This window comes from Algoriphagus aquimarinus, from assembly GCF_007997215.1.
Taxonomy (GTDB): domain Bacteria; phylum Bacteroidota; class Bacteroidia; order Cytophagales; family Cyclobacteriaceae; genus Algoriphagus; species Algoriphagus aquimarinus_A.
Genome location: NZ_VORW01000001.1, coordinates 443,878 through 468,843, shown reverse-complemented (window position 1 = coordinate 468,843; position 24,966 = coordinate 443,878). Strand labels below are relative to the sequence as shown.

22 protein-coding genes are annotated in these 24,966 nt (G+C 40.8%); 19 read left to right on the top strand and 3 right to left on the bottom strand.

Going from position 1 to position 24,966, the window contains the following annotated elements; all coding sequences use genetic code 11:
• Window positions 1–3: 3 nt before the first annotated feature.
• Complete coding sequence (locus ESV85_RS02150; protein WP_057939075.1) at window positions 4–1,032, bottom strand: rod shape-determining protein; 1,029 nt, start codon at window positions 1,030–1,032, stop codon at window positions 4–6.
• 318 nt (window positions 1,033–1,350) lie between these two features.
• Here ESV85_RS02150 and rimP point away from each other — a divergent pair, with 318 nt between their 5' ends.
• From rimP to ESV85_RS02110, 7 genes are all read left to right on the top strand, one after another.
• Entirely contained in the window at window positions 1,351–1,827 is a 477-nt protein-coding gene (gene rimP, locus ESV85_RS02145; protein WP_146914592.1) for a ribosome maturation factor RimP, read from the top strand.
• Between the two features lie 5 nt (window positions 1,828–1,832).
• Window positions 1,833–3,077, top strand: a complete 1,245-nt coding sequence (gene nusA, locus ESV85_RS02140) for a transcription termination factor NusA (RefSeq protein WP_092894182.1) — start codon at window positions 1,833–1,835, stop codon at window positions 3,075–3,077.
• A gap of 62 nt (window positions 3,078–3,139) precedes the next feature.
• Complete coding sequence (infB, locus tag ESV85_RS02135; protein ID WP_146914591.1) at window positions 3,140–6,046, top strand: translation initiation factor IF-2; 2,907 nt, start codon at window positions 3,140–3,142, stop codon at window positions 6,044–6,046.
• Between the two features lie 385 nt (window positions 6,047–6,431).
• Window positions 6,432–6,977: a hypothetical protein gene (locus tag ESV85_RS02125; RefSeq protein ID WP_146914589.1), complete on the top strand. Its 546-nt coding sequence runs from the start codon at window positions 6,432–6,434 to the stop codon at window positions 6,975–6,977.
• A 141-nt stretch (window positions 6,978–7,118) separates the two neighbouring features.
• Window positions 7,119–8,060 (top strand): transporter, encoded by a 942-nt coding sequence (locus ESV85_RS02120; protein ID WP_146914588.1) that lies wholly within the window; start codon window positions 7,119–7,121, stop codon window positions 8,058–8,060.
• A gap of 4 nt (window positions 8,061–8,064) precedes the next feature.
• The gene (locus ESV85_RS02115; RefSeq protein ID WP_146914587.1) at window positions 8,065–9,603 is read left to right on the top strand and encodes a phosphatase PAP2 family protein; all 1,539 of its coding nucleotides are present in this window, start codon (window positions 8,065–8,067) and stop codon (window positions 9,601–9,603) included.
• Between the two features lie 18 nt (window positions 9,604–9,621).
• Complete coding sequence (locus tag ESV85_RS02110) at window positions 9,622–10,728, top strand: hypothetical protein (RefSeq protein WP_146914586.1); 1,107 nt, start codon at window positions 9,622–9,624, stop codon at window positions 10,726–10,728.
• 11 nt (window positions 10,729–10,739) lie between these two features.
• Here ESV85_RS02110 and ESV85_RS02105 read toward each other — a convergent pair whose 3' ends face one another.
• A complete protein-coding gene (locus ESV85_RS02105) occupies window positions 10,740–12,374 on the bottom strand; it encodes a carbon starvation protein A (protein ID WP_146914585.1) in 1,635 nt (544 codons plus the stop codon).
• 226 nt (window positions 12,375–12,600) lie between these two features.
• On the opposite strand from ESV85_RS02105, the gene accD reads away from it, so the two are divergent.
• From accD to ESV85_RS02045, 12 genes are all read left to right on the top strand, one after another.
• A complete protein-coding gene (gene accD / locus ESV85_RS02100; RefSeq protein ID WP_146914584.1) occupies window positions 12,601–13,443 on the top strand; it encodes an acetyl-CoA carboxylase, carboxyltransferase subunit beta in 843 nt (280 codons plus the stop codon).
• A gap of 132 nt (window positions 13,444–13,575) precedes the next feature.
• Window positions 13,576–14,880, top strand: coding sequence for an NADH:ubiquinone reductase (Na(+)-transporting) subunit F (nqrF, locus tag ESV85_RS02095; protein WP_146914583.1), 1,305 nt, complete (start codon window positions 13,576–13,578; stop codon window positions 14,878–14,880).
• Between the two features lie 254 nt (window positions 14,881–15,134).
• Entirely contained in the window at window positions 15,135–16,286 is a 1,152-nt protein-coding gene (locus ESV85_RS02090) for a formimidoylglutamase (protein WP_146914582.1), read from the top strand.
• Window positions 16,286–16,513 (top strand): cytochrome b5 domain-containing protein, encoded by a 228-nt coding sequence (locus ESV85_RS02085; protein ID WP_146914581.1) that lies wholly within the window; start codon window positions 16,286–16,288, stop codon window positions 16,511–16,513. The genes ESV85_RS02090 and ESV85_RS02085 overlap by 1 nt, the downstream gene beginning before the upstream one ends.
• Complete coding sequence (locus ESV85_RS02080; protein ID WP_146914580.1) at window positions 16,514–17,356, top strand: N-acetylglucosamine kinase; 843 nt, start codon at window positions 16,514–16,516, stop codon at window positions 17,354–17,356.
• Between the two features lie 2 nt (window positions 17,357–17,358).
• The gene (gene murQ, locus ESV85_RS02075) at window positions 17,359–18,171 is read left to right on the top strand and encodes an N-acetylmuramic acid 6-phosphate etherase (protein WP_146914579.1); all 813 of its coding nucleotides are present in this window, start codon (window positions 17,359–17,361) and stop codon (window positions 18,169–18,171) included.
• Window positions 18,172–18,302: 131 nt separating this feature from the next.
• Window positions 18,303–19,646 carry a pseudouridine synthase gene (locus ESV85_RS02070; RefSeq protein ID WP_146914578.1) on the top strand — a complete coding sequence of 448 codons (1,344 nt, stop codon included), beginning with the start codon at window positions 18,303–18,305 and terminating at the stop codon, window positions 19,644–19,646.
• Between the two features lie 154 nt (window positions 19,647–19,800).
• Window positions 19,801–20,616, top strand: coding sequence for an orotidine-5'-phosphate decarboxylase (pyrF, locus tag ESV85_RS02065; protein WP_146914577.1), 816 nt, complete (start codon window positions 19,801–19,803; stop codon window positions 20,614–20,616).
• Window positions 20,617–20,716: 100 nt separating this feature from the next.
• Window positions 20,717–22,012 carry a DUF2851 family protein gene (locus tag ESV85_RS02060; RefSeq protein WP_146914576.1) on the top strand — a complete coding sequence of 432 codons (1,296 nt, stop codon included), beginning with the start codon at window positions 20,717–20,719 and terminating at the stop codon, window positions 22,010–22,012.
• A 55-nt stretch (window positions 22,013–22,067) separates the two neighbouring features.
• Window positions 22,068–22,703: an acetyltransferase gene (locus ESV85_RS02055; RefSeq protein WP_146914575.1), complete on the top strand. Its 636-nt coding sequence runs from the start codon at window positions 22,068–22,070 to the stop codon at window positions 22,701–22,703.
• 72 nt (window positions 22,704–22,775) lie between these two features.
• Entirely contained in the window at window positions 22,776–23,744 is a 969-nt protein-coding gene (locus ESV85_RS02050) for a rhodanese-related sulfurtransferase (protein ID WP_146914574.1), read from the top strand.
• An 8-nt stretch (window positions 23,745–23,752) separates the two neighbouring features.
• Entirely contained in the window at window positions 23,753–24,610 is an 858-nt protein-coding gene (locus ESV85_RS02045) for a nucleoside phosphorylase (RefSeq protein WP_146914573.1), read from the top strand.
• 13 nt (window positions 24,611–24,623) lie between these two features.
• On the opposite strand, the gene ESV85_RS02040 is transcribed toward ESV85_RS02045, so the two are convergent.
• Entirely contained in the window at window positions 24,624–24,899 is a 276-nt protein-coding gene (locus tag ESV85_RS02040; protein WP_146914572.1) for a hypothetical protein, read from the bottom strand.
• Window positions 24,900–24,966: the final 67 nt, after the last annotated feature.

Below are 24,966 nucleotides of genomic sequence, written 5' to 3'. Positions count from 1 at the left end.
AGTTTATGTCATCAATACTGTTCGGAAATTTTGCACGTTTTTCAAGGCTGTACCTGTTCCTCTTACTACAGCTCGTAGCGGATCTTCAGCAATGTGTATTGGAAGTTTTGTCTTCTGATGAAGTCTTTTGTCAAGCCCTTTCAGCAAAGCTCCCCCACCTGTAAGGTGAATGCCATTATCATAAATATCAGCAGAAAGTTCAGGAGGAGAGATTTCTAATGCTTTCAACACGGCCTCTTCAATTTTAGAAACTGATTTATCCAACGAAAATGCAATCTCAGAATAAGACACTTTGATCACTTTAGGAATACCTGTCATCAAGTCACGTCCTCTGATTTCGTAATCTTCAGGTGGATCATCGAGCTCAGTCAAGGCTGATCCGATAGCAATCTTCACTTTCTCGGCAGATCTCTCCCCGATAAGTAAGTTGTGCTGGCGACGCATGTAATCTAGAATGTCTTTGGTAAATGTATCGCCAGCCACTCGGATAGATTGATCAGCTACAATACCTGATAGCGCGATAAGTGCGATTTCCGTAGTACCACCTCCGATATCCACGATCATGGATCCCATTGGCTTTTCGATATCGATCCCGATACCGATGGCCGCAGCGATCGGTTCGAAGATCATATATACTTCTTTAGCGCCAGCGTGCTCTGCAGAGTCACGTACCGCCCTTTTTTCTACCTCGGTGATTCCAGAAGGAATGCAGATCACCATGCGGTGAGACTGCGGGAATAAACCTTTTTTCTGACCTGGGATCATTTTGATCAAACCTCTGATCATTTGCTCTGCGGCGTAGAAATCTGCGATTACTCCATCTTTCAATGGACGGATAGTTTTTATATTCTCATGCGTTTTCTCGTGCATGTTCATTGCTTCACGTCCAACTGCCAATACACGATTGGTGGTCTTGTCGATTGCGATGATAGAAGGTTCGTCTACTACAATTTTATCTTTATGAATGATCAGGGTATTTGCGGTACCTAGGTCGATTGCAATATCACTTGAGAAAAAGTCAAATAATCCCATTTTTAGGTATTGATTGTAATTTACTGGAGTTAGGAGTTTAATATACTATGCTGAGCACTCATATTAAACGGAGGTGGGCAAAATTATTATGTTAATGGGACAAATTTGATAGAATCGGGATATTTTTTAATAACAAAATTAAATGATTCTCAGGTGGGTTTAGTTTGTTGAAGTTTTTTCACAGAAAAAAAACCTAAACAACTCTATTTCTTGATTTAGCGTCCTCATTGTTTTTACTACAAAAATATTTACCTTTGCGTCGTATTCGAAAGTTTCTGGAGGGGACACCATATGGTCCCCTCTTTCATTATGCATACTATGACTGAATTGAAACAAGCTATCGAAGAGATTGTAGAGAAGCATCTTCCGGATGAAAATCATTTCATTGTAGAAGTGAAGATGTCTGAGAAATCAGGCAAAAAGCTTCTTAATATCCTTCTGGACGCTGATGAAGGTGTGACTATCCGAGCTTGCGCAAAGTTGAGCAGGGCAGTTTCTGAAGAACTTGAGGCAAAAGAAATGATGCCTGAAGCTTATATTCTAGAGGTTTCTTCACCGGGATTGGATTTTCCTTTGAGCAGTAGAAGACAATTTCAGAAAAATATCAACAGGGAGCTAAAGATTTCTTTGACCTCGGGAGAAGAGATTGAAGGTAAACTACTGGAAGTATCAGAAACCGGTGTGAAACTACTGGTGAAAAAGAAAAAGGAAAAAGGCAAGAAAGCCACAGAGGAGGAAGTTTCTCTTCCTTTCGAAGAGATGAAGAAATCAATTGTACAAGTATCTTTTAAATAAATCAAATGGATGCCAAAGTCTTAATAGAATCCTTCGCTGAATTTGCGAGATCTAAAAATGTGGATCGACCTACGATGATCCGTATCTTGGAAGATGTGTTCAGAGCGATGATTCGCAAGAAGTTTGAAACAGATGAAAACTTCGATGTGACCATTAACGCTGATCAAGGTGACCTTGAGATATTCCGTATCCGTGAGATTGTCGACGACAACTCTGAGGATATTTGGGATTTAGACAAAATCAGCTTTGCGGAAGCCCGCAAAATCGAACCGGATTTTGAAATAGGAGAAGAAGTTTACGAGAAAATTGAATTGGAAGCTTTTGGAAGACGTGCTGTACAGATGGCTCGTCAGACATTGATCCAGAGAATCAAGGATCTCGAAAAAGATATTCTATATACTAAGTATGAAGAGCTAGTAGGTGAAATTGTAAGTGCTGAAGTTTATCAGATTCTAGGAAGAGAGATTCTTCTAATGGATGGTGATGGCAACGAGCTAATTTTACCAAAAGCAGAGCAGATCTCTAAAGATCGCTTCAGAAAAGGTGATACCGTGAAGGCTATTGTTCACAGAGTGGATATGTCTAATGGTAACCCAAAGATTATTCTTTCTAGAACTTCTCCAGTTTTCTTGGAACGTTTGTTCGAAAACGAAGTTCCTGAAGTATACGATGGATTGATTACAATCATCAAGATTGTGAGAGAGCCAGGCGAAAGAGCAAAAGTTGCTGTGGAATCATACGATGATCGTATTGATCCAGTAGGAGCTTGTGTGGGAATGAAAGGATCAAGAATTCATGCTGTAGTAAGAGAATTGCAGAATGAAAATATTGATGTAATCAATTTCACAGAAAATTTGGATTTATATGTCACTCGTGCATTGAGTCCAGCTAAGGTGTCTTCCATCACTGCGAATGAAGAAACCAAAAGATTATCTGTATTTCTTAAGCCAGACCAGGTATCTCTGGCCATCGGTAAAGGTGGATATAACATCAAACTTGCCAGTAGATTGGTAGGTTATGAAATTGACGTTTTCCGTGAGTTGAACGAAAGCGAAGAAGAAGATGTCGATTTGATGGAGTTTGTTGATGAAATCGACAGCTGGATCATCGACGAATTAAAAAAGACAGGTTTGGATACTGCTAAAAGCGTATTGAGCTTGACTAAAGAGGACCTGACTCGAAGAACAGAGCTTGAAGAAGAAACTGTTGATGAGATATTCAGGATACTCGGACAAGAATTTGATCAATAAATCGGGAAATAATCCCCGTATAATACCCTAATTATTTAAGATTTCGAAAGAAATTTTTGCTTATGTCAGAAGAAAAAATGATGCGTTTAGGCCAAATAGCCAGAAAACTCAACGTGGGTACGGCAACCATAGTTGAGTCATTGGCTAAAAAGGGCTATGAGGTGGAGAATAATCCTAATTCAAAAATCAACATGAATCAAGTTGAGATGCTGAATAAGGAATTCAAATCTTCTGCCCTAGATAAAGAGGAGGCATCGCACCTCTCTATAGGGAAGCGCCATGAGCCTATTTCTATGGAGCCTGAAATTCCAAAAGAAGAGCCAAAGCCAGTAGCACCACCAGCGCCAGCGCCAGCTCCAAAAGCAGCTGAAGAGCCAAAGCCTGCAGCTCCTGCTCCAGCTCCGACGCCCGCACCTGCCCCAAAAGCAGCCGAAGCGCCAAAGCCAGCGCCGTCTTCTACACCTTCTCCGCCTGCCGAGCCAGAGAAAATTTCTACCGAACCTCCAAAATTAGAGGGTATTAAAGTGTTGGGTAAAATTGACTTGAGCAAAAATATCGCTCCTGGACCTAAGTATAAGCAACAGCACGGTCAAAATAAGTATGCTCAAAAGCATGGGGATGCGAAGAAGCCTCAGCCTGGTCAGCAATCTAAGCCTCAGCCAAGACCGGCTCAGGAAGATAGAAAGCCGAATGTTCAGCCTGCACCTCAGGTGAGAAAAGAACAGCCGAAGCCTGCGCCACAACAGCCGAGTTCACCAGTACAACCAAGTACTCCAGTTCCACCGGCACCTAAGGACCAAGTAATCGCTGCAAAGGCAGATTCCCTTAAAGGACTTACGGTTTTAGGTAAAATAGAACTTCCAGCAGATCGTCCTAAGAAAAAAGGCGGTCCAGTTGCTTCTTCTGATGAAAGAGGGAGAGATAAAAAACGACCACGCAAGCGTATTGACAAGCCAGGAGGACCTGGCCAAGGTAACCGTCCAGCCGGTGGACCTGGTAATCGTCCTCATCCTGCAGGCAATCGTCCAGGTGGAAACCAAAGAACTGGACCTCCAGTTAGAGTTCAAAAAGCTGAGCCAACTCAAAAAGAGATTCAAGATCAAATCAAGCAGACACTAGCCCGTCTTCAGGGTAAGAGCGCCGGAGGAGGGAAAGGCAAAAGCCGAAGAGATAAGAAAGCTGAAAGAGTAAGAGATGTGGATTTTGAAACTGATGAGGTTAAAATCTTAAAGGTTACTGAATTTATTTCTGCAAATGATTTAGCGGCATTGATGGATTTGTCTGTCAATCAGGTTATCTCAGCTTGTATGTCTTTGGGTATGTTTGTTTCCATCAATCAGAGATTGGATGCTGAAGCGATTACTATCATTGCTGACGAATTTGGATACGAAGTAGAATTCACCAAATCAATCGAAGATGAAATTGAGGTTGAGGAGCCAGATTCTCCAGAGGAACTGTTAGAAAGAGCTCCTATCGTTACCATCATGGGTCACGTCGATCACGGTAAAACTTCCTTGCTTGATTACATCCGTATGTCTAAAGTGACTGCAGATGAGGCGGGGGGAATCACCCAGCACATCGGTGCTTACGATGTAATGACTAAGACTGGTAATAAGATTGCATTCCTAGATACTCCAGGTCACGAAGCGTTTACAGCGATGCGTGCCCGTGGTGCTAAAATCACGGATATCGCAATTATTGTGATTGCAGCAGATGATAACATCATGCCTCAGACTAAGGAAGCCATCAACCATGCACAAGTGGCAGGTGTTCCTATGATCTTTGCGATCAACAAAATAGATAGACCAAACGCCAACCCAGCCAAGATCAAAGAAGAGCTTGCTAATATGAATCTCTTGATTGAAGAGTGGGGTGGAAAATACCAATCTCAAGATATCTCTGCAAAAACAGGTGAAGGTATCGATGACCTTCTAGAGAAAGTACTTCTTGAAGCTGAAGTATTAGAGCTTACGGCTAATCCAGATAAAAATGCAGCTGGTACAGTTATCGAAGCTTCCTTGGATAAAGGACGTGGATATGTCTCTACTATAATGGTGCAGGCTGGTACGTTGAGAGTGGGAGATATCATACTTGCAGGTCAGCATTATGGTCGTGTGAAAGCGATGTTTGATCATAAAGGCAAAAAGCTGAAAGAAGCTGGGCCATCTACACCTGTTCAGGTGCTAGGTCTTGGTGGAGCTCCACAAGCGGGTGATATCATAAAAGTTTATGGTACTGAGCGTGAAGCAAGAGACATTGCTAACTCAAGAGAGCAAATACAGAGAGAGCAAAGCTTAAGAACTAAGAAGCATATTACGTTGGATGAGATCGGTCGTCGTTTGGCAATCGGTTCATTTAAGGAATTGAATATAATCATCAAAGGTGATGTGGATGGATCAGTAGAAGCACTTTCTGATTCACTATTGAAACTTTCTAAGGACGAAGTAAAAGTGAGCATTATCCACAAAGGTGTGGGTCAGATCTCAGAATCTGATGTCTTGCTAGCTTCTGCTTCTGATGCGATTATACTTGGATTCCAGGTTCGACCTTCTTCTAATGCTAAGAAATTGGCAGAGCAAGAAGAAATCGAAATCAGACATTACTCTATCATCTACGATGCGATCAACCAGATCAAAGATGCGATTGAGGGGATGCTAGAGCCTACATTTGAAGAAATTATTACTGGTAATATCCAAGTAAGAGAAGTCTTCAAAATCACCAAGATCGGAACTGTTGCAGGTTCGTATGTTACGGATGGTTTCATTACCAGAAAGAACAAGATCCGTGTGATCAGAGACGGTATCGTAATCCACGAAGGCGAAATCGATCAATTGAAGAGATTCAAAGATGATGTAGCTGAAGTGAAAGCTGGATATGAGTGTGGTATCTCCATCAAGAATTTCAATAACATCGAAATTGAAGATACGATTGAAGGTTACGAGATGAAAGAGATCAAGCGCAAGAAGTAATTCTCGCTTAGATATATAAATGAAAAGGAACAGCATTGCTGTTCCTTTTTTAGTTTTACTCCATGATGTCAGCTATTCTAATCCTACTTTGGTTTCTGTTCTATTTTTGCCTCTTTAGTCTTGTTGCAGGATTGGTGCGTCCAGTAGTTGTGCTTTGGTTTATGGATAGGATGAACCGTCTGAAAGTCTTAAAAATATACGGATCAGCTACTCTTGTTATTCTGATTGTTTTAAAAATATTTGAATATTATTTCATATAAATTAAATTCACGAATGATAATTTGGTTTTAGTATAATTTGAGGAAATATCCTTTCAACTAATTTATGCAAGAGTTGGTTTTATAAATTGAATTTTAATACTTTTCGAATTGTAATAAACTCATAATTGAAAAAGATCCTTTCCATATTTCTTTTTGTATGCTTTGCCATATATCATTTTGGCTACTATGCATTCTATTTCTCTTACGATCAGCATCTTGAGAGTAAGTGGGAGGAAAAAATTTATGGGGAAAATTCCGTGAAAGTTCAGGAGACACTAATCGAAATTCCACTTTCGGCACCGTACATGGCTAATCAGGAACAGTTTCAGCCTACCAATACCTCATTTAAAAAGGATGGTCAATATTTCCGTGCGATCAAGCAGCGCTACCAAAATGATACGCTACAGATCGTCGTGGTTCCAGACACTGACAGAAAAATGCTAGATAATACTGTTAAAAAGTGGATTTCTTCATTAGTAGATGATGAATTTCCTGATGGCGAGGATAGTAAAACAAGCGTTAAACTTTTTATAAAAGACTATCTTCTTCCTGACACCTTTTCGTTCAAATCAGATTTTTCAATTTCAATAGATCAGAAACCAGTTTTGGATTTTCTAGCCTATAGTAATCGATACGAGGGTATTGATTCGCCCCCTCCCCAGTTTTCCTAATTTATTTCTTACGATTATTTTCTTTTGCTCATTCTATTTAAATGGAATTGAGTTAAAGATCGATCGCGCATTTCTCTCAAAAGCCAGCAAAAAGAGCTAGAGAGATCATGCTTAATCTATTAGGAATCAATAATAAAAACTATGAAAAATTACTTAAGGACGCTGATTCTCCTATTGGGAGGATTGGGTCTGTCCAATATGACTGTGGGACAAACCCCAACAGACGGTTTGATGATGCCAAAAGGGGATATCTGCTTTTTGCTCAATTTTGACTATGGTCAATTTGATCATTACTGGGAGGGAGAAACCCTTCGAAAAAATGGAACTATCGCAAAAGTACAGCGAAAAACTGCACTAGTAATGGCGGCTTACGGGATTACAAAACGCCTAGACGCTTATGTAGGTTTGCCATATATCTCTACAAATTCGACCACCCCAAACGGCGGTAAGTTCGCTGGGGCAAAGGGAATTCAGGACTTGACATTAGCTCTTAAATATGAGGCGTTCCGTCACAAAGGTGAAAAAGGTGAGTTAACCGCATTTGGATCTGTGACATTTTCTGCACCAGTCTCAAATTACCTGTCGGATTATCAACCCTACAGCTTAGGAATTGGAGCTCCCCAGCTTGCATGGAGAGGATTAGTAGAATATGAGTGGGATAATGGATTTTATCTTCGGGGAAATGGAGGATATATCTGGAAAGGTTATACACAAGCTGAGCGGGAATACTATTACAATGAGGGTAGTTATTATACTTCTTGGATGGACGTTCCTAGTGCCTGGACCTATGAAGCAGTAATCGGCAAATGGTTTATGAACAAATCATTGAGAGTAGAATTGAATTATAACTCTTCTAAATCTACGTCTGGAGATGATATCAGAGCTTATAATGCGCCACAACCCACTAATAAAGTAGATATGAATCGAGTGGGAGCCTTTGCCCAGTATTTCTTCAAAAAACCAAAAGGATTAGGCCTGGTTGCTTCGTATAGCAAAGTTATCAATGGAAGAAATGCTCCAGAAATGTCATCAATAAGCGTAGGTATTACTTACCAATTTGGCTTGTTCCACCCAAAAAATTGAAAGAATGAAACTACTTCAACTAACAATAATACTTATTACTATGGCCATGATGACCAGTTGTAATATGGATTTAGAAACCGAATTGGAATATGAGAGTTATGAGTTTTCAGGTATTGATGAAAATGCAGGTAGCTGGAAGCCTATTTTGATCTCTAATGGGAATGATATTACTATAGATGAGCCTACTTCAATCAGTTCTGCAGAATACTTAAGTGAATTGTCGGAAGTAAAGAGTATGATATCAGCAATGTCATCTGACCAAAGGAAACAAGTAAATTTATGGACTAACAATTCGGTAATCAGATGGAATGAAGTTGCACTCGGATTAATAGCCAAGTACAATTTGATTCCTGGTCCGAATGTGGACGAATCCTATACCTTGCCAAATCCAGCAAATCCGGAGGGACCACCAGTTTTTCCATTTGCTCATCCACCCTATGCAAGTAGGGCTTTGGCCTATCTTTCGGTAGCTCAATACGACGGGATGATTTCTGCCTGGCATTACAAATTCATGTATGATCGTCCCTCTCCTTATATGGTAGATCCGGAAATTCCATATGCTTATGTGCCCAATAACCTTCCATCTTATCCTTCTGAGGGTGCTGTATTGGCAACAGTCTCGCGGAAAATTCTAACTGCAATGTTCCCTTTAGAAGCAGAGTATCTTCTTCAATTGGAAAAAGATCATTTGGAAAGCCTACTTCTAGCGGGAGAAAATGTACCTAGTGACCTAGATGCTGGTAAGAAAATCGGTGAAGAAATAGCATCTATTGCATTGGCACGTGCATCTAATGACGGGATGAAGTATGCCCAAGCACCCAAAGCAGTTTCAGATTCGCTAAGAGCTGCAGCTTTTGATCGATTTGGCTGGCAATGGGAAAATCTGGAAAGTCCTGTCCGACCAGTTGGTTTGACTCCTTTATTTGGTAAGGTGAAAATGTGGAGCGTCCCAAATGTGGAAGATACTAGAGCTCCAGTGCCACCGACTCCAGGTTCTGAAGCATTCCAAAAGGATGTGAAGATTTTGGAAGACTATGCAGATAATGTAACCCATGAGCGAAGAAGAATTGCAAATTTTTGGCAAGACGGCTTAGGAACATACACTCCCCCCGGCCACTGGAATGATATAGCAGGTGAATATTTTTTAAAATATAAGCTGAATTCAATTCGGACAGCCCGTGCATTTGCCTATATGAATATGGCAATAATGGATGGAGGAATTAGCTGCTGGGATACCAAATACTACTATTACTATCCTAGACCCATACAGATGATCAAGGGTTTTGAGACTATTGCGGGTACGCCAAATTTCCCAAGTTATACATCTGGGCATTCGGTGTTTTCAGCTGCAGCTGCAGAAGTATTGACTTATCTCTTTCCTCAGGAAGGAAGTGTATTCCAAAAATGGGCAGAAGAGGCAGCTATGTCTAGAGTTTACGGAGGAATCCATTGGACTTTTGATGCCACAGTGGGTACGACTCAAGGTAGAGATGTAGCTCAATACACAATTGAGGTCGCCAAAACTGATGGCGCAGATAATTAATTATTAGATAAGAAACTTATGAAAAAATATACCAAAATAATACTTGTAGCGGCAGTCATAATGCTCGCTTATACTAACTCATACACCCAAGGCTGTGTTGCCATCAGACAATTTTCCGGACTTGGCAATGCTGTGGGTCAGGGGAATATGCTCAATAAGGGCGAACTGAACATCAGTGGCAGCTACCGCTATTTTAAGTCATTTAGACATTTCAGGGGAACTGAAGAAGAACATAACCGCCTGACCGACCACACAGAAGTGATCAATAAGCAGCATGGCTTGGATATCAATGTCAGTTATGCTTTCACAGAACGACTTTATGGTATTGTTTCCTTGCCTTTGCAATACAACGAAAGAAGTTCACTCTATGAGCATAATAGAATTGAAAGGCACACTTCCTATTCCAAAGGATTAGGAGACATGAGAATCGGTGCTGGATACTGGTTGCTTTCTGGCGAAAATGCCAAGAAGGGAAACACCGCAATTGGACTTGGGATCAAATTCCCAACCGGAGATTATGCAGCTAAAAGTACCTTTTATAGAGGCAATGAAGGAACACCTACTGAAATGACAGTGGATCAATCGATCCAGTTAGGCGATGGTGGAACAGGTTTGATTGTTGATTTCCAAGGACTTTGGAATATCGCTAGCACTAACTTCTGGTATTACGATGGTTTCTATCTCTTCAATCCTCGAGAAACTAATGGAACACTAACTAATAGAAGTCGCCCGAATGAAGCAATCATGAGCGTGCCGGATCAGTTCGCTGTGAGAACCGGTGTTTTCCATTCCTTTGAAAAGATACATGGCTTAGGCGTTTCTCTTGGTGGAAGAATTGAAGGGATTCCTGTGCACGATGTCATTGGTGGAAGTGAGGGCTTCAAAAGACCTGGTTACATTATTTCTGTGGAGCCAGGCGTCAGCTATATGCTAGGAAATGTGACGGGAACACTGAATGTGCCAATTGCTTTATTTAGAAATAGAACTCAGAGTGTAACGGACATTGAGAATTCGACTCCCGACAATGTAGTACATGGTGATGCAGCATTTGCGGATTACCTGATCAATTTCACAGTAGCTGTGAGAATTCCTAAGAAAGCAAAAGAGGTATTCAACTCTTTATAATTATCGGAAAGTCAAAGAGCCTTTACAGGTTCTTTGACTTCTTTTTTCAAACTTTTTGTTGCCAAAACCATTAAGGATATTGCTAATACAAAAAGTAGTGCTGCAATAATGGAAAGTACATAAACTTCATTTTGGAAGTTTTTCCAAGCAAAAAGTCCTAATGATGCGAGTGTGACGGTGAACATAAAGAACATAGGAATGGTCACGAAGAGCGCATTAATATTTTTCTTAATCAGCCAGACAGCGATGGTCAAAAGTGCAAGTGCAGCGAGTAGCTGATTTGCAGAGCCGAATATCGGCCAGAGTGTGGTGAATTCACCAGAGAGCAATAAAAGGATAGAGAAAACCACCACAATCCCAGTGGAAACGTATCGGTTTTTTGCTAAGTATTGACCTGCAGCCTGAGGTACATCTTCGAAATATTCCTGTAAAGTAAATCTGGCTAACCGGGTACAAGTATCCAATGTAGTAAGTGCAAATGCTGAAACAGTCAATGCTACAAAACCTATGGCAAACTCCTCCGAAACTCCCAATGTAGCAATCATACCTCCCAATCCTGTAGAGAAAAGGGCAACAGGTCCTTCGCCAGCAAGACGGGATATATATTCTGATCGGGATAAAATAACTACTGCTCCCACAGAAATAATTGCTAGAAATGACTCGATTAGCATGCCTCCAAATCCGACCAATTTGGCATCAGATTCCTTATCCAATTGCTTAGAAGTAGTCCCTGAAGCAACTAAAGAATGAAATCCACTGATAGCTCCGCAGGCAATCGTCACAAAGAGAACAGGAAAAATATATCCGAGATTTTCATCCGATACATGAATTTCATTGCTCATCTGAATTTCCGGATTGGCAATGAAGACGCCCAAAACTGCAGCTATGATCAATCCATAAAGCAAAAAACTATTGAGGTAATCCCGTGGTTGAAGCAACATTCCCACTGGAGTAACTGATGCTAGGAATGCGTATGCTAAGAGCGCCAAAACCCAGATTTTGTAATCCAAAACAAATGGAATTTTCATCCCCAGATACACAAAGAAGTACATCAAGACCACACCTATTATAGTTATGATGATAAATGATGTCTTCTTATCTCCTACCATTTTATTCACTATACCGAAAACGACAGCTAGCAAAATAAATAGAATAGAAGCAGACGCTACCCCAGGATTAGTGACGAAAGTTTTGGCGATAATGTCAGCAAATACGCCAATGACAAGAATTAAAGTGGAGAAACTGAAGATAATAAACAGTTGCTTCCCCTTCATTCCGATTTGATTTCGGATGATAACCCCTATAGATTTTCCATCAGTTTTGAGTGAGGCGGCCATGCTACCCAAATCATGAACTGCTCCAAAAAATATTCCGCCAACCAAAATCCAAATGACAGCAGGTATCCACCCAAAAGTGACCGCAATGATAGGTCCCACAATTGGCCCTGCACCTGCAATGGATGCAAAATGGTGCCCTAAAACCACAATAGGCTTGCTTGGTTCATAATCCACTCCGTCCCTGTGCGTATGAGAAGGGGCAGGATTTTTATCATTTAAACCAAATTTTCTGTATACAAATTTGCCATAAATCTTATAGGCCAAAAATAAAATGATAGCGGAAATGAGGAGTAGAACTGCTAGGTTCATGAGTAGTTATTTGGGTATGAGTAAGTTTCTCGATGAAAAACCTTCTACTTGTGGACAATCTCAAAATAAGGTAAATATTAATCACCGAGAAAGCGATTTTCCATATTGTATCGTTTTCCATTACGAAATTGAATTCCCGACCTATTTCCGAGGAGGTTTTATTTAACGGATTTTACGACTAAATTTGTAACCTTTGACTCGTCAAAAAACAACCTAAAAACTCAATATGGCTTGGTTTAAAAGAACTGACAAAGGCATCAAAACATCTACAGCTGAAAAGAAAGATGCACCTGATGGCCTTTGGTTTAAGACCCCAAATGGAAATATCATCCATACTAGAGAGCTCAAGAATAACGCTTATGTATGCCCTGATGATGATTTTCATGTGAAAATTGGTTCGAAGGAATATTTCGAAATTCTTTTTGACAACAACAAATTTAAGGAGCTTGATGCCAATATGACCTCAGGAGATCCTTTGAAATTTACGGATACCAAACCTTACGTTTCCCGCATTGAAGCAACGATCAAGAAAACGGAGCTGAATGACGCGGTTCGTTCTGCAGTGGGGAAAATGAATGGATTGGATATCGTTATAGCATGTATGGACTTTAATTTCATCGGAGGATCTATGGGATCTGTGGTAGGTGAAAAAATCGCCAGAGCTATTGATCACTCCCTGAAAAATAAAATTCCATTCCTGATGATTTCAAAGTCCGGTGGTGCACGAATGATGGAAGCTGGATTTTCTTTAATGCAAATGGCTAAAACATCTGCCAAGCTTGCGTTGTTAGATCAAGCAGGAGTTCCTTACATTTCTATGCTCACGGATCCGACGACTGGTGGAGTCACTGCCTCTTATGCTATGTTAGGTGATTTCAATATCGCAGAGCCTGAAGCTTTGATTGGTTTCGCAGGTCCTAGAGTAATTCGTGAGACGATTGGTAAGGATTTGCCTAAAGGTTTCCAAAGTTCTGAGTTTGTATTGGAGCATGGATTCCTTGATTTCATAGTAGATCGTCGTCAGTTGAAAGGCCGATTGACCACCTTACTAAACCTTTTAAATAATTAATTGAGTTACCTCTAAAAGGATTTGATTATTCGGGCCAAATTTGAACATCGATTTGGTCTCTTTTAGTGATTAATAAATATATTTGTGCTCCCGTATTGGGCCAATCCATAAGAAAAATTAAACCAAAATTTCATGGGTTCAGTAATTATTACATCCATCGTAGCTTTTACAGTAATTATATTGCTACTGGTATTTATTCTCCTTTTTGCGCAGTCTAAGCTGGTCAATTCAGGAGATGTCAGCATTATCATCAATGGTGATGCGAGTTCTCCAATTGTAACAGCAGCGGGAACTACCTTGCTTTCTACACTTGGAGGGCAAAAAATCTTCCTTCCATCCGCTTGCGGTGGTGGCGGAACTTGCGCTATGTGCAAATGTGTGGTCGAAGAAGGTGGTGGAGAAGTTCTTCCTACCGAAGTAGGTCACTTGAGCAGAGCAGAGCAGCAAGGAAACGTCCGTCTAGCATGTCAGGTGAAAGTGAAAAATGACATGAAGATCCGAGTTCCTGAAGAGATCTTTGGTATCAAGAAGTGGGAATGTGAGGTTATCTCTAACTACAACGTTTCTACATTCATCAAAGAATTCAAAGTGAAACTTCCTGAAGGTGAAACTCTTGATTTCGAAGCTGGTGGATACATCCAAATCGATGTGCCAATAGTGACGGTGAACTTCAAAGGAATGGATATCACTCCACACCCTGATCTAGGTCACCCAGCTGATGTGTACCAAAGTGACTGGGATAAGTTCGGTCTTTGGGACTTGACGATGAAAAATGACGAGGAGCTATTCAGAGCTTACTCTATGGCGAATCACCCTGCAGAAGGTAACATCGTCATGCTGACTATTCGTATCGCCACTCCACCGTGGGATAGAGCAAACAACAAATGGATGGATGTGAATCCTGGTGTTTGTTCTTCGTATGTATTCTCTAGAGTTCCTGGTGATAAGGTTACAATTTCTGGTCCTTACGGTGAATTCCACATTAATCCTACCCAACGCGAGATGGTTTACATCGGTGGTGGTGCAGGTATGGCTCCATTGAGAGCACAGATTTTCCATCTTTTCCATACGGAGAAGACTGGCAGAAAAGTATCTTACTGGTACGGTGGTAGATCTAAGAAAGAGCTTTTCTATGTTCCTCAATTCAGAGATATCGAAAAAGACTTCCCTAACTTCCAGTTCAACATTGGTCTTTCGGAACCACTTCCAGAAGACAATTGGAAGATCAAGAAATCAGAAGATGATAAAGAAGCTGACGGTTACGTTGGTTTCATTCACCAAGTTTTGTATGATAATTACTTGAAAAATCATCCTGAGCCAGATGAAGTAGAATATTACCTATGTGGTCCTCCTTTGATGAACTCAGCAGTATTGAAGTTGCTGGATGATCTAGGAATTCCTGAGGAAAATATCCGATTTGATGACTTCGGAGGATAATAAGAAAACAAAAGATCCCGCTTAGGCGGGATTTTTTATTTAACCCGAATTTTGAATTAGAATCTGTAGTGAGAGCCAAAAATTCAAAAAAATCAACCACTTAACGAATAAGGCATAGCATCGCTATGTTGAATGAGTTAATTGGAGCGAAGCGATTGATTTTAAAGCAGTTTTGGCTCGTAATAGGAAGTCTAATGCATATTTCGGGTTTAAGAGCCTTTTTTGATTATTTTTACTTTAGACTATCGCCCATTATGAATATCCAATCCTACTTTGATCCAATTGCCGAATACCTTTGGCAGAAAAAATACCCAGACAATTCATTCTTCAAGCAGATTCACTTTTTCGGAGAGGAATTTCCGGATCTCAAAGGAGTTCAAATTGCCTTAGTAGGAATCAAAGAAAATCGTGGTTTAGCCAAAGTGGAAAGTGCTGATAGAGGAAGCAGTGAAATTCGTGAGAAGCTTTATGATCTGAAGAAGGGATTTGGAGCTTATCGAGTGGCAGATTTGGGTGATTTGATTTCTGGCGAAAAGCTAAGTGATACCTACCAAAATATGCAGGAAGTAGGAGACTACTTGATGAAGCATCAGATTCTGCCTATCTATTTTGGAGGATCACATGACTTGGATTATGGACAGTATTTGTCCTATCAGAAAATGAAGAAGTTGGTTAGTTTATTGACTGTAGATGCGAAGCTGGATATGGAAGAAGATGGTCCACTCGCTGATCAGCATACGCAGGAAATCATCCTTCATCAGCCTAATTTCCTCTTTTCTTCTGCACATTTGGCTTATCAGAGTTTTCTTGTAGATCCATCTTTAATCAACGTAGTGGAAAAGCTTTACTTCGAGCATGTTCGCTTGGGAGAGTTGAGAAGTGAATTCAAAGAGGTAGAACCTTTGATCAGAAATGCAGATTTGCTAAGCTTTGACTTATGTGCGATCCAGTCTGCGGATGCTCCAGGTGCAGTTAATGCCGAACCTTTCGGATTGACCGCAGAAGAGGCTTGTCAGATTTGTTGGTTTGCTGGAACAAATGAGAAGTTGAGTTCTATTGGGATTTATGGCTATGAACCATACTATGACGATACAGTAAATAAGACTGCGAAAGTGGTATCTGTGATGATCTGGTATTTCTTGGAAGGATTTTATTCTCGCAAAGACAGTCTTTCTTTCAAAAGCAGTGATTACACCAAGTATACTGTTTCATTGGACACCAAACCAAGTACACTTGTATTCTATAAAAGCAAAAGAAGTAGCAAATGGTGGATGGAAATTCCCCACAATGAAACAGAAAAATTCGACCGAGTGAGTACCGTCCCTTGCAGCTATGCTGACTATCAGATGGCTCAAAAAGGTGAAATTCCAGAGCGTTGGATCAATGCTCAGATCAAGTTGCTTTGATGAAGATATATACCAAGCAGCAATTAGCCTTGCGAAATGGTCAGGACAAACCTGAAATATGGGTAGCCTACTTAGGTGTAATTTATGATGTGAGTAGTTCTAGACTGTGGAAAAAGGGCATGCATTACGAACATTGGGCAGGGCAAGATTTGACTGAGGAGCTTCCTGATGCTCCTCACACTGAAAAAGTTTTTGAAAAATTTGAAGCCATTGGGCAATTAGCATAAATGATTTTAATCGCAGATAGTGGTTCCAGCAAGACAGACTGGAGAGTTATTCATTCGGACCGTAGGATTAGTCAGCATAGAGGAATTGGGTTTAATCCCTATTATCAAACCTCTGAGGAAATGGCTATTCAGATGCAGGATGACTTCCTTATAAATCTAGAAAGCGAAATAGATGAGATATTTTTCTATGGCGCTGGTTGCTCCACTCCTGATCGGAAAAGCGAGGTTTCTTCAGCATTGAAAACTGTTTTCCCAAAAGCAAAAATCACAGTGGATCATGACCTCGCCGCTGCTGCTAAATCGACCTGTGGTCATCAGCCTGGAATATCTTGTATTTTGGGCACTGGATCTAATAGCTGTGATTATGATGGAAAGGAAATCGTAGATAGACGACCTGCTCCAGGATATATTTTCGGTGATGAAGGCGGCGGAGGATATATTGGAAGGAAGTTGTTGAAGGATTTTATCAATGACGAAATGCCAGCACAGATCAAACAAGATTTAATTGATAGTTTCAATCTAACAACTATCTCCATTCAGGAGCATGTATATCAGAAGCCGTTTCCCAATCGATACATGGCAAGTTTTTGTAGATTTATCACTGAGCATAAATCCAATCCTTACTGCTATATGCTCTATTACAATTCCTTTCAGGAGTTTTTCAAGCAGCATGTGATGAAGTACAAAGATTACAGGGAGAAGCCAGTGAATTTTGTAGGTTCTATTGCTTTTTACAACTCTGATATTCTTCGCAAAGCTGCCGCGGATGTGCAGATTAATGTGAATTTAATAATTGAAAGCCCGATCGCAGGCTTGACACTTTACCACCAAGAAGCAATATGAATATGAAAGTAACTGAAAGCACCTCTCATTATGACAATTTGGAGCAAATGGATTTGTTGGATTTGCTACATAATATTAATATAGAAGACAAGAAAGTCCCTCTGGCTGTAGAGAAAGTGATTCCTCAAATAAGCGCATTGGTAGAGCAGATTGTTCCACGAATGGAAAAAGGAGGCAGATTGATTTATATAGGTGCTGGAACAAGCGGGAGACTTGGTGTTCTAGATGCATCTGAATGTCCTCCGACGTATGGTGTTCCATTTGATGTAGTGTTAGGATTAATTGCCGGTGGAGACAAAGCGATCAGAAAAGCTGTGGAAAATGCCGAAGATGATCCAAATCAGGCTTGGAAGGATATTTTGGAATATGGTTTCAATGCGGAGGATACTGTAATAGGAATCGCTGCTTCGGGAACTACACCTTATGTGATCGGAGGCGTAAAGTCAGCTCGCTCATCAGGGCTTTTGACAGGAAGTATTACTTGCAATCCAGAATCACCTCTTTCCAAGGAAGTTGAGCACCCAATTGAAGCAGTGGTAGGCCCAGAATTTATCACTGGAAGCACCAGAATGAAAGCTGGTACAGCTCAGAAGCTAATTCTCAATATGATCTCCACTTCGGTTATGATCAAACTGGGAAAAGTGAAAGGCAACAAAATGGTGGATATGCAGCTATCCAATGCCAAGTTAGTGATTCGTGGTACCAAGATGATCATGGAAGCTACAGGCCTAGATGAGGACAGAGCGAAAGGATTACTTCTCGGTGAGGGATCTGTCCGAAAGGCAACTGAATACTTTTACAAAAACCAGAAATAGTGCCTCAGGAATATTTTTGGAGTTGATGATTAAAAATATCTAGATAGGACGTATCTTTGCAGCCCGATTAAGGGATTGGTTTTCAATCGCTTAATAATATACAATCAATCCAGCAGGGATGCTGCAATTCTATGAAAGATAACAATTCAAAAAAGCCGTTTTTCGGCGAAGGAAAAAAAGATTCCAACTCTTCCAATTCAGGACAAAGAGGAGGATACAAAGGGAAATCAGAAGGATTCAATAAATCCAAAGATTCTAGCTTCTCGAAAGCTGGCCCAGGGAAGAAGTCATTTGGTAAAAAGGAAGATGACTTTTCTGACTTCGACAAAAAACCAAGACAGAAAAAAGACGGTTTCAAAACATTAGGGGAAAAGAAATTTGGGTCTAAATCCAAGTTTGCCTCCAATTCAAACTTCGGTCCTAAGAAAGAGCAAGGATCAGATTTTCAGGATTCTCAAAAGCCTAGTCTTGGGAAAAAGCAATTTTTTACTAAAAAAGAAGATCAAGACGCTCCAAAGCCCTACAACAGAGATGCTAAATCTGGTAAACCTGCATCTTCTGAAAAGCCAGGCGGACTGATATATAAAGGCCGTGGCAGAGATCAAAAACCAGTTTTTGCCGAAGGCAAGCCTACCTACAAGTCAGATAAGCCCGATCGTAAAGGATTCGGAAAGAGCCGCTTTGTAGATCAGGATGCCAATGTGGAAAGACCTGATTACAATTTTGATGCATTGCCTCAGAAGAAAGCAAAGCTCACAAACGACGAGACCCTTCTGCGTCTGAATAAATACATTGCCAATTCCGGCATATGTAGCCGAAGAGAAGCTGATTCATTGATTTCTCAAGGATTGGTGACTGTGAACGGTCTTGTGTGCACTGAGATGGGCAAGCAAGTGAAGCGTGCGGACAGAGTAGTCTATCAGGGGCGCAAAATCAATCCAGAGAAGCCTGTTTATGTTCTTTTGAACAAACCGAAGGATTTCATTACCACTACTGATGATCCTATGGATCGCAAGACTGTGATGAATCTGGTTGGAAATGCCTGCGAAGAGCGGATATTCCCAGTTGGTCGATTGGATAGAAATACCACTGGACTTTTGTTATTCACGAATGACGGAGAATTAGCGGCTAAGCTTTCCCATCCTTCCAATGAGATTAAGAAGATCTATCAAGTGACGCTAGATAAGCCTTTGGCTAAAAAGGACGAAGAGGCGGTTATAGCGGGACTGGAATTGGAAGATGGATCAGCACCAGTGGATGATTTGCAGGTGTTATCTGCTGATCGTAGAATTCTTGGTTTGGAAATCCACATCGGTAGAAACCGCATCGTGCGAAGAATATTTGCACACTTAGGATACGAGGTTACTGCCTTGGATCGTGTGGTCTATGCCAAATTGGATAAAAAAGATTTGAAACGAGGACATTACCGATTCCTTTCTGAGCAGGAAGTGATTCGATTGAAGTTCTTCATATAAACATTAAAAGCTCCCTAATCGGGAGCTTTTTTTATGCCTAGACGTGAGTGCGCTATTGAAGGTTATACTCTATTACCGTTTTGAGTATCTGGTTTGTCATATCACTTTTCGATCTAAAGTGGAATCTCTTACCTTTGTCAAAATCCTATAATCCATGACCCGAGCAGAGCTTTTCTCCCAAATCCAGCAAAAATCATCTTTTCTATGTGTTGGCCTTGATGCTGATCTCGCTAAAATCCCGACTCATTTGAAAAGTGAAGCAGATCCGATCTACAGCTTTTGCAAGGAGATTATCGAGGAAACAGCGGATTATGCAGTAGCCTACAAACCGAATATCGCTTTCTTCGAAGCTTTGGGTCCAAAAGGTTGGGAGACACTTCAAAAAGTACTGGAATTTATCCCAAAAGATATATTCACCATCGCTGACGCAAAACGCGGAGATATAGGAAACACCTCCAAACTTTACGCAAAGGCATTTTTTGAGCAAATGAACTTTGATTCTGTGACCGTTGCGCCGTACATGGGAGCAGATAGCGTGACACCCTTTTTGGAATTTGAAGACAAATGGGTGATACTTCTTGCCTTGACCTCCAATGCCGGCTCGATGGATTTTCAGTTGATTAAGGATGAAAATGGCAAGCCACTCTATCAGTCTGTTTTGGAGAAAAGCCAAGAATGGGGTTCGCCTGAAAATCTAATGTATGTGGTGGGTGCAACGCGTGGAGAATTGATCGGGGAAGTGAGAAAGCTAGTTCCTGATAATTTCTTCCTCGTTCCGGGTGTTGGAGCACAAGGTGGAAGCTTAGCCGAAGTAGCCAAATATGGAATGAATTCCAGCTGTGGGCTTTTAGTTAATTCCAGCCGTGGGATTATTTACGCTTCTTCTGAAAGGGATTTTGCGAAAGTAGCCAGAACTGAAGCAAAGAAATTGCAGGCGGAGATGACAAGTTTGCTTGAGAAGTATCTTTAACCCTCAATTATGTTAGGTAATATTTTGAAAGTCAGGACTTCCTGACTTTTTTATTTTTCAGCTTTTGGTTAAATTCATTTGATTTTTAGCCTGGACTTTTATGAATTTTAAAGAAGATTTTTTACAGCTCGTATGGAAGTATCAGTACTTCGACAAGAAAGAACTTCGAACAACAGATCATGAGGTTCTGAAAATAATTCAAGTTGGTTTTCATAACCTCAGTGAAGGGCCAGATTTTCGTGACTCTGTCGTAGTTGTTGATGACGTTATACTTCATGGTCATGTGGAGGTGCATCGATTAGCTAGCGAGTGGAAGCAGCACGAACACGGTGGCAATCCTGCCTATAATTCTGTAGTCCTACACGTGGTCTGGGAAAATGATCAGGAAGTTCTGAGAAATGATGGTACTTCCATGCCAACATTGGAACTGAAAGGTTTGATTTTTCTAGATATCTGGAGGAACTATGAGCAGATGCTCGATTACAAATCTGACTTGCCTTGCGCACATGGACTGAAGGATGTGCCAGAGATTGTTCGCTTTTCGGCAATGGAGAAATCACTCGTCGAGCGATTGCATGAGAAATCCTCCTTGATTCTAAATTTGCTCAAAGAAACCACAGACAACTGGGAAGAAACGGCTTACCGTTGGCTTTTTGTTTGTTTTGGCTTTAAAACCAACAGCCAGGCCATGGGCGAATTGGCTGCTTTGGTTTCCTACAAAACTCTCCAAAAACATAGAAATCAATTGCCTGTTTTGGAAGCAATACTTTTAGGACAAGCGGGCTTATTGCCATTAGAATCTGAAGAGCCTTATGTGCAGCATTTGATTCGGGAACATGATTTTTATCGCAAGAAATACGATTGGGATGCCACCATGAAGCGGCAACATTGGACGTTTATGAGCGTGCGACCTAGTAATTTTCCTACTTTAAGAATTGCTCAATTAGCTGCTATTTTATCTAACGCGCCTAGTTTACTCCAGTCAGTGTTGCAGGATTCCAGAGATTTTGCAGATTTTAAGAAATTATTGAAAGTGAAGCCCAGTGATTATTGGCAGTATCATTACAGTTTTGGAAAGCCATCAGAGAGACAGACGAGCTCGGGGATTTCCAGTACTGCGCTGGAGCTACTTGTTATCAATTATGTCATTCCGCTATGGTTTGCATATGGGCGATATTTTGAGGAGCCAGATTGGCAAGAACGTTGTTTCGATCTTTTACAGGAAGTTTCAGCGGAAAATAATTATATCATCCGGAGATTTAAATCTCACGGATGGACAGCAGAGAATGGGTTCGATTCTCAGGGAATGATCGGCTTGTTTAAGAATTATTGCCAACCGAAAAAATGTCTCCAATGCAAAATTGCCCAAACTCTGATCAAAACTGAATCCAAGTGATTCTTGGGTAAGCCAGTGAATTCCTGTATTTTTGCAGCCTGAATTACAGAAAACTATGGAAAAACCAGTTATAATTTTTGGGGCAAAAGGCATCGCCCATCCCGCATTAGAGATATTCAATAGCAACAATGTAGTTGTCTTTGGATTTTTGGATGAGGATGAAAAAATTCATGGAACAGAAATCAACACAGTTTCGGTTCTAGGAAATCCTGAAGACGACGGATTCTTGAAGCTCATCGGTCAAAAGACTGAAGCATTTATAGCAGAAGAAAATCCAAAGTACCGTAAATTCTTAGTGGAACTATTGAATGATCGCCGCAAGGTGCAGCCAGTGAATGCCATTCATAGACGTTCATTTATCTCTACAGATGCCACAATTGGTCATGGTAATTTTATCAATGCCAATGTGAATATCGGTGCTGGTGCAGAGATCGGTAGCCATTGCATTATCAATTCGGCAGCGATCATAGAGCACAAAGCTAAGTTGGGAGATTTCGTTCAAATCGGTGCTGGCTCGGTAATCAATTCCGAAGTGACTATAGAAGATGGTGCTTTCATCGGTTCTGGTGCTACCATCATATCTGGCGTCACTATCGGTAAAAACGCCCGAGTAGGTGCTGGATCAGTGGTGATCTCTACGGTCGGTTCAAATGAAACAGTATTTGGAAACCCTGCCGCAAAAGTTAAATAGTATGTACTGATTTGAAATTTTAAATTTCAAATATAAAATTCTTAAACACCCTGCCGCAACAGGGCTCAAGTTATGGAAAACACCAATTACCAAATCCTCCTTTATTACTGCTACGCCAGAATTGAGAATCCTGAAGAATATCGCGAGCAGCATCACCTGTTTTGTGTAGAGAATAACATCCGTGGAAGAGTCATCATTTCTGATGAGGGACTGAATGGAACTGTTTCTGGTTTGGCAGAAGACTGCGAGAAATACATGGCCTATATCCATGCTGATTCACGCTTCGCAAAGACAGAGTTCAAAATTGATTCTCATGACAAGCACGCGTTCACCAAAACCCACGTGCGATACAAGCCTGAGATCGTTCACAGTGCACTTAGACATCTCGATCCTAACGTAAAAACAGGTAAGCATCTCGATCCTGAGCAATTCAAAGCCCTGAAGGATCAAGAAGATGTAGTGATCCTGGATGTTCGTTCTAATTACGAACACGAGTTGGGGCGTTTCAAAAATGCTTTAACGCTTGATATTGACAACTTCCGAGATTTCCCTGAGAAAGTCAAAGAGCTGGAGCATCTGAAAAATAAAAAAGTGTTGACTTATTGTACCGGAGGTATTAAGTGTGAAAAAGCATCTGCATTCCTTTTGGAGCAAGGTTTTGAGGATGTGTACCAACTTCACGGCGGCATCATCAAATACGGAATGGAAGCTGGAGGAGAAGATTTCGAAGGAAAATGCTACGTTTTTGACAATAGAATCGCTGTGGATGTGAATACCGTTAATCCGAAGATTGTATCTACCTGCCACGTTTGTGGTACGCCTTCAGATCGTATGGTGAATTGTGCCAATCAAACCTGTAATGCGCACGTTGCGATGTGCGAAGAATGTGGTTGGGAAATGGAAGGAGCTTGCTCTTCAGAGTGCAAGGAGAATCCTGAAAAAAGAACCTACGATGGTACGGGTTACTATCAGAAAAATACTAACGGGTATAATCCTTATAAAGGTCTTGTCCGTAAAGTCAAAGAAAAATCAATTGTTTAACTTGTACTGTGAGTAGACAAATTCCAGAATCCGAATTGATATTGAATGCTGATGGAAGCATTTATCATTTGCATTTGAAGCCAGAGAACCTGGCTTCTCTTGTTTTTACTGTGGGAGACCCAGACAGGGTTGCTTTGGTATCTCAATACTTTGATCAGATTGATTTCAAGGGAAATAAGCGTGAGTTTGTAACTCATACAGGAAGACTGAGAGGTAAGCGAGTTACGGTGATGAGTACGGGAATGGGAACGGATAATGTGGAGATTCTGATGACTGAATTGGACTCTTTAGTAAACGTGAATCTAAAAACGCATACAGTAAAACCTACAGAAACCAGCTTAGAAATTATCCGCTTGGGAACCTCTGGGAGTATGCAGGCTGATTTGCCAGTTGGGAGCTTGTTGGCTTCTGAGATTGCTGTAGGTGTAGATACATTGATGCAGTTTTATCCAAAATTGGAAGGGAATCAGGATTGGGCAACCTTGGTGCAAGGAACGCTTGACCTTACTTTTTTGCCATACCAAGCCTCAGCTTCAACTGAGTTGTTGCAAAAATTGCCTGATGAATTTTTTCGAGGAGTAACGCTTACGGCTCCGGGTTTCTATGCTCCGCAAGGAAGGGAAATCAGGCTTAAACCAAAAATGGAGAACATGATTGAGCGCTTGGCTATGTTGGAAGTTTCGGGTTTGAAGATGACTAACTTTGAGATGGAAACAGCCGGCTATTATGCTATGGGTCAACTGCTGAATCATCGAGTGCTTAGCCTAAATGCGATCGTAGCGAATCGACCTACCGGACAGTTTGATAAAGAAGCTGAAAAAACCGTTGACCATATGATCCGCGCAGCCTTAGAAGTTTATTGCTGAAAAAATATCACCCTTATGCTTGGAATTGATTGTGGTAGTTAGGTGTCTCCATCTTGAAGTTTTCCCACTCATTGTAATCAATATCCTGAATTATTTTATTCATGAACTCAGCGCATTCTTGTTTGCACAGGTAGATGCCAAAAAGCGATTCACCTCTATTCACCAGAAAAGTTCTGCTACTATCAAACATCCTAACCAAATCCTGCCAAGAGCCTAAGACAAGTAACTCGTCATGATTTTTTATAGTTTGGATTACTTTAAAATCCCCCTGTAGGCTAGATATTTTCATTTTGGAAAAAAAGTTGGTTTGTGCTGAAATCTTAAACCAAACTTAGCTAAAATTAAGAGACGACTCA

What these genes read in the sequence shown, in the direction of transcription:
- ESV85_RS02150 (WP_057939075.1), bottom strand. Translation starts at nt 1,032, where the DNA reads ATGGGATTATTTGACTTTTTCTCAAGTGATATTGCAATCGACCTAGGT.
- rimP (WP_146914592.1), top strand. Translation starts at nt 1,351, where the DNA reads ATGACTGAATTGAAACAAGCTATCGAAGAGATTGTAGAGAAGCATCTT.
- nusA (WP_092894182.1), top strand. Translation starts at nt 1,833, where the DNA reads ATGGATGCCAAAGTCTTAATAGAATCCTTCGCTGAATTTGCGAGATCT.
- infB (WP_146914591.1), top strand. Translation starts at nt 3,140, where the DNA reads ATGTCAGAAGAAAAAATGATGCGTTTAGGCCAAATAGCCAGAAAACTC.
- ESV85_RS02120 (WP_146914588.1), top strand. Translation starts at nt 7,119, where the DNA reads ATGAAAAATTACTTAAGGACGCTGATTCTCCTATTGGGAGGATTGGGT.
- ESV85_RS02115 (WP_146914587.1), top strand. Translation starts at nt 8,065, where the DNA reads ATGAAACTACTTCAACTAACAATAATACTTATTACTATGGCCATGATG.
- ESV85_RS02110 (WP_146914586.1), top strand. Translation starts at nt 9,622, where the DNA reads ATGAAAAAATATACCAAAATAATACTTGTAGCGGCAGTCATAATGCTC.
- ESV85_RS02105 (WP_146914585.1), bottom strand. Translation starts at nt 12,374, where the DNA reads ATGAACCTAGCAGTTCTACTCCTCATTTCCGCTATCATTTTATTTTTG.
- accD (WP_146914584.1), top strand. Translation starts at nt 12,601, where the DNA reads ATGGCTTGGTTTAAAAGAACTGACAAAGGCATCAAAACATCTACAGCT.
- nqrF (WP_146914583.1), top strand. Translation starts at nt 13,576, where the DNA reads ATGGGTTCAGTAATTATTACATCCATCGTAGCTTTTACAGTAATTATA.
- ESV85_RS02090 (WP_146914582.1), top strand. Translation starts at nt 15,135, where the DNA reads ATGAATATCCAATCCTACTTTGATCCAATTGCCGAATACCTTTGGCAG.
- ESV85_RS02085 (WP_146914581.1), top strand. Translation starts at nt 16,286, where the DNA reads ATGAAGATATATACCAAGCAGCAATTAGCCTTGCGAAATGGTCAGGAC.
- ESV85_RS02080 (WP_146914580.1), top strand. Translation starts at nt 16,514, where the DNA reads ATGATTTTAATCGCAGATAGTGGTTCCAGCAAGACAGACTGGAGAGTT.
- murQ (WP_146914579.1), top strand. Translation starts at nt 17,359, where the DNA reads ATGAAAGTAACTGAAAGCACCTCTCATTATGACAATTTGGAGCAAATG.
- ESV85_RS02070 (WP_146914578.1), top strand. Translation starts at nt 18,303, where the DNA reads ATGAAAGATAACAATTCAAAAAAGCCGTTTTTCGGCGAAGGAAAAAAA.
- pyrF (WP_146914577.1), top strand. Translation starts at nt 19,801, where the DNA reads ATGACCCGAGCAGAGCTTTTCTCCCAAATCCAGCAAAAATCATCTTTT.
- ESV85_RS02060 (WP_146914576.1), top strand. Translation starts at nt 20,717, where the DNA reads ATGAATTTTAAAGAAGATTTTTTACAGCTCGTATGGAAGTATCAGTAC.
- ESV85_RS02055 (WP_146914575.1), top strand. Translation starts at nt 22,068, where the DNA reads ATGGAAAAACCAGTTATAATTTTTGGGGCAAAAGGCATCGCCCATCCC.
- ESV85_RS02050 (WP_146914574.1), top strand. Translation starts at nt 22,776, where the DNA reads ATGGAAAACACCAATTACCAAATCCTCCTTTATTACTGCTACGCCAGA.
- ESV85_RS02040 (WP_146914572.1), bottom strand. Translation starts at nt 24,899, where the DNA reads ATGAAAATATCTAGCCTACAGGGGGATTTTAAAGTAATCCAAACTATA.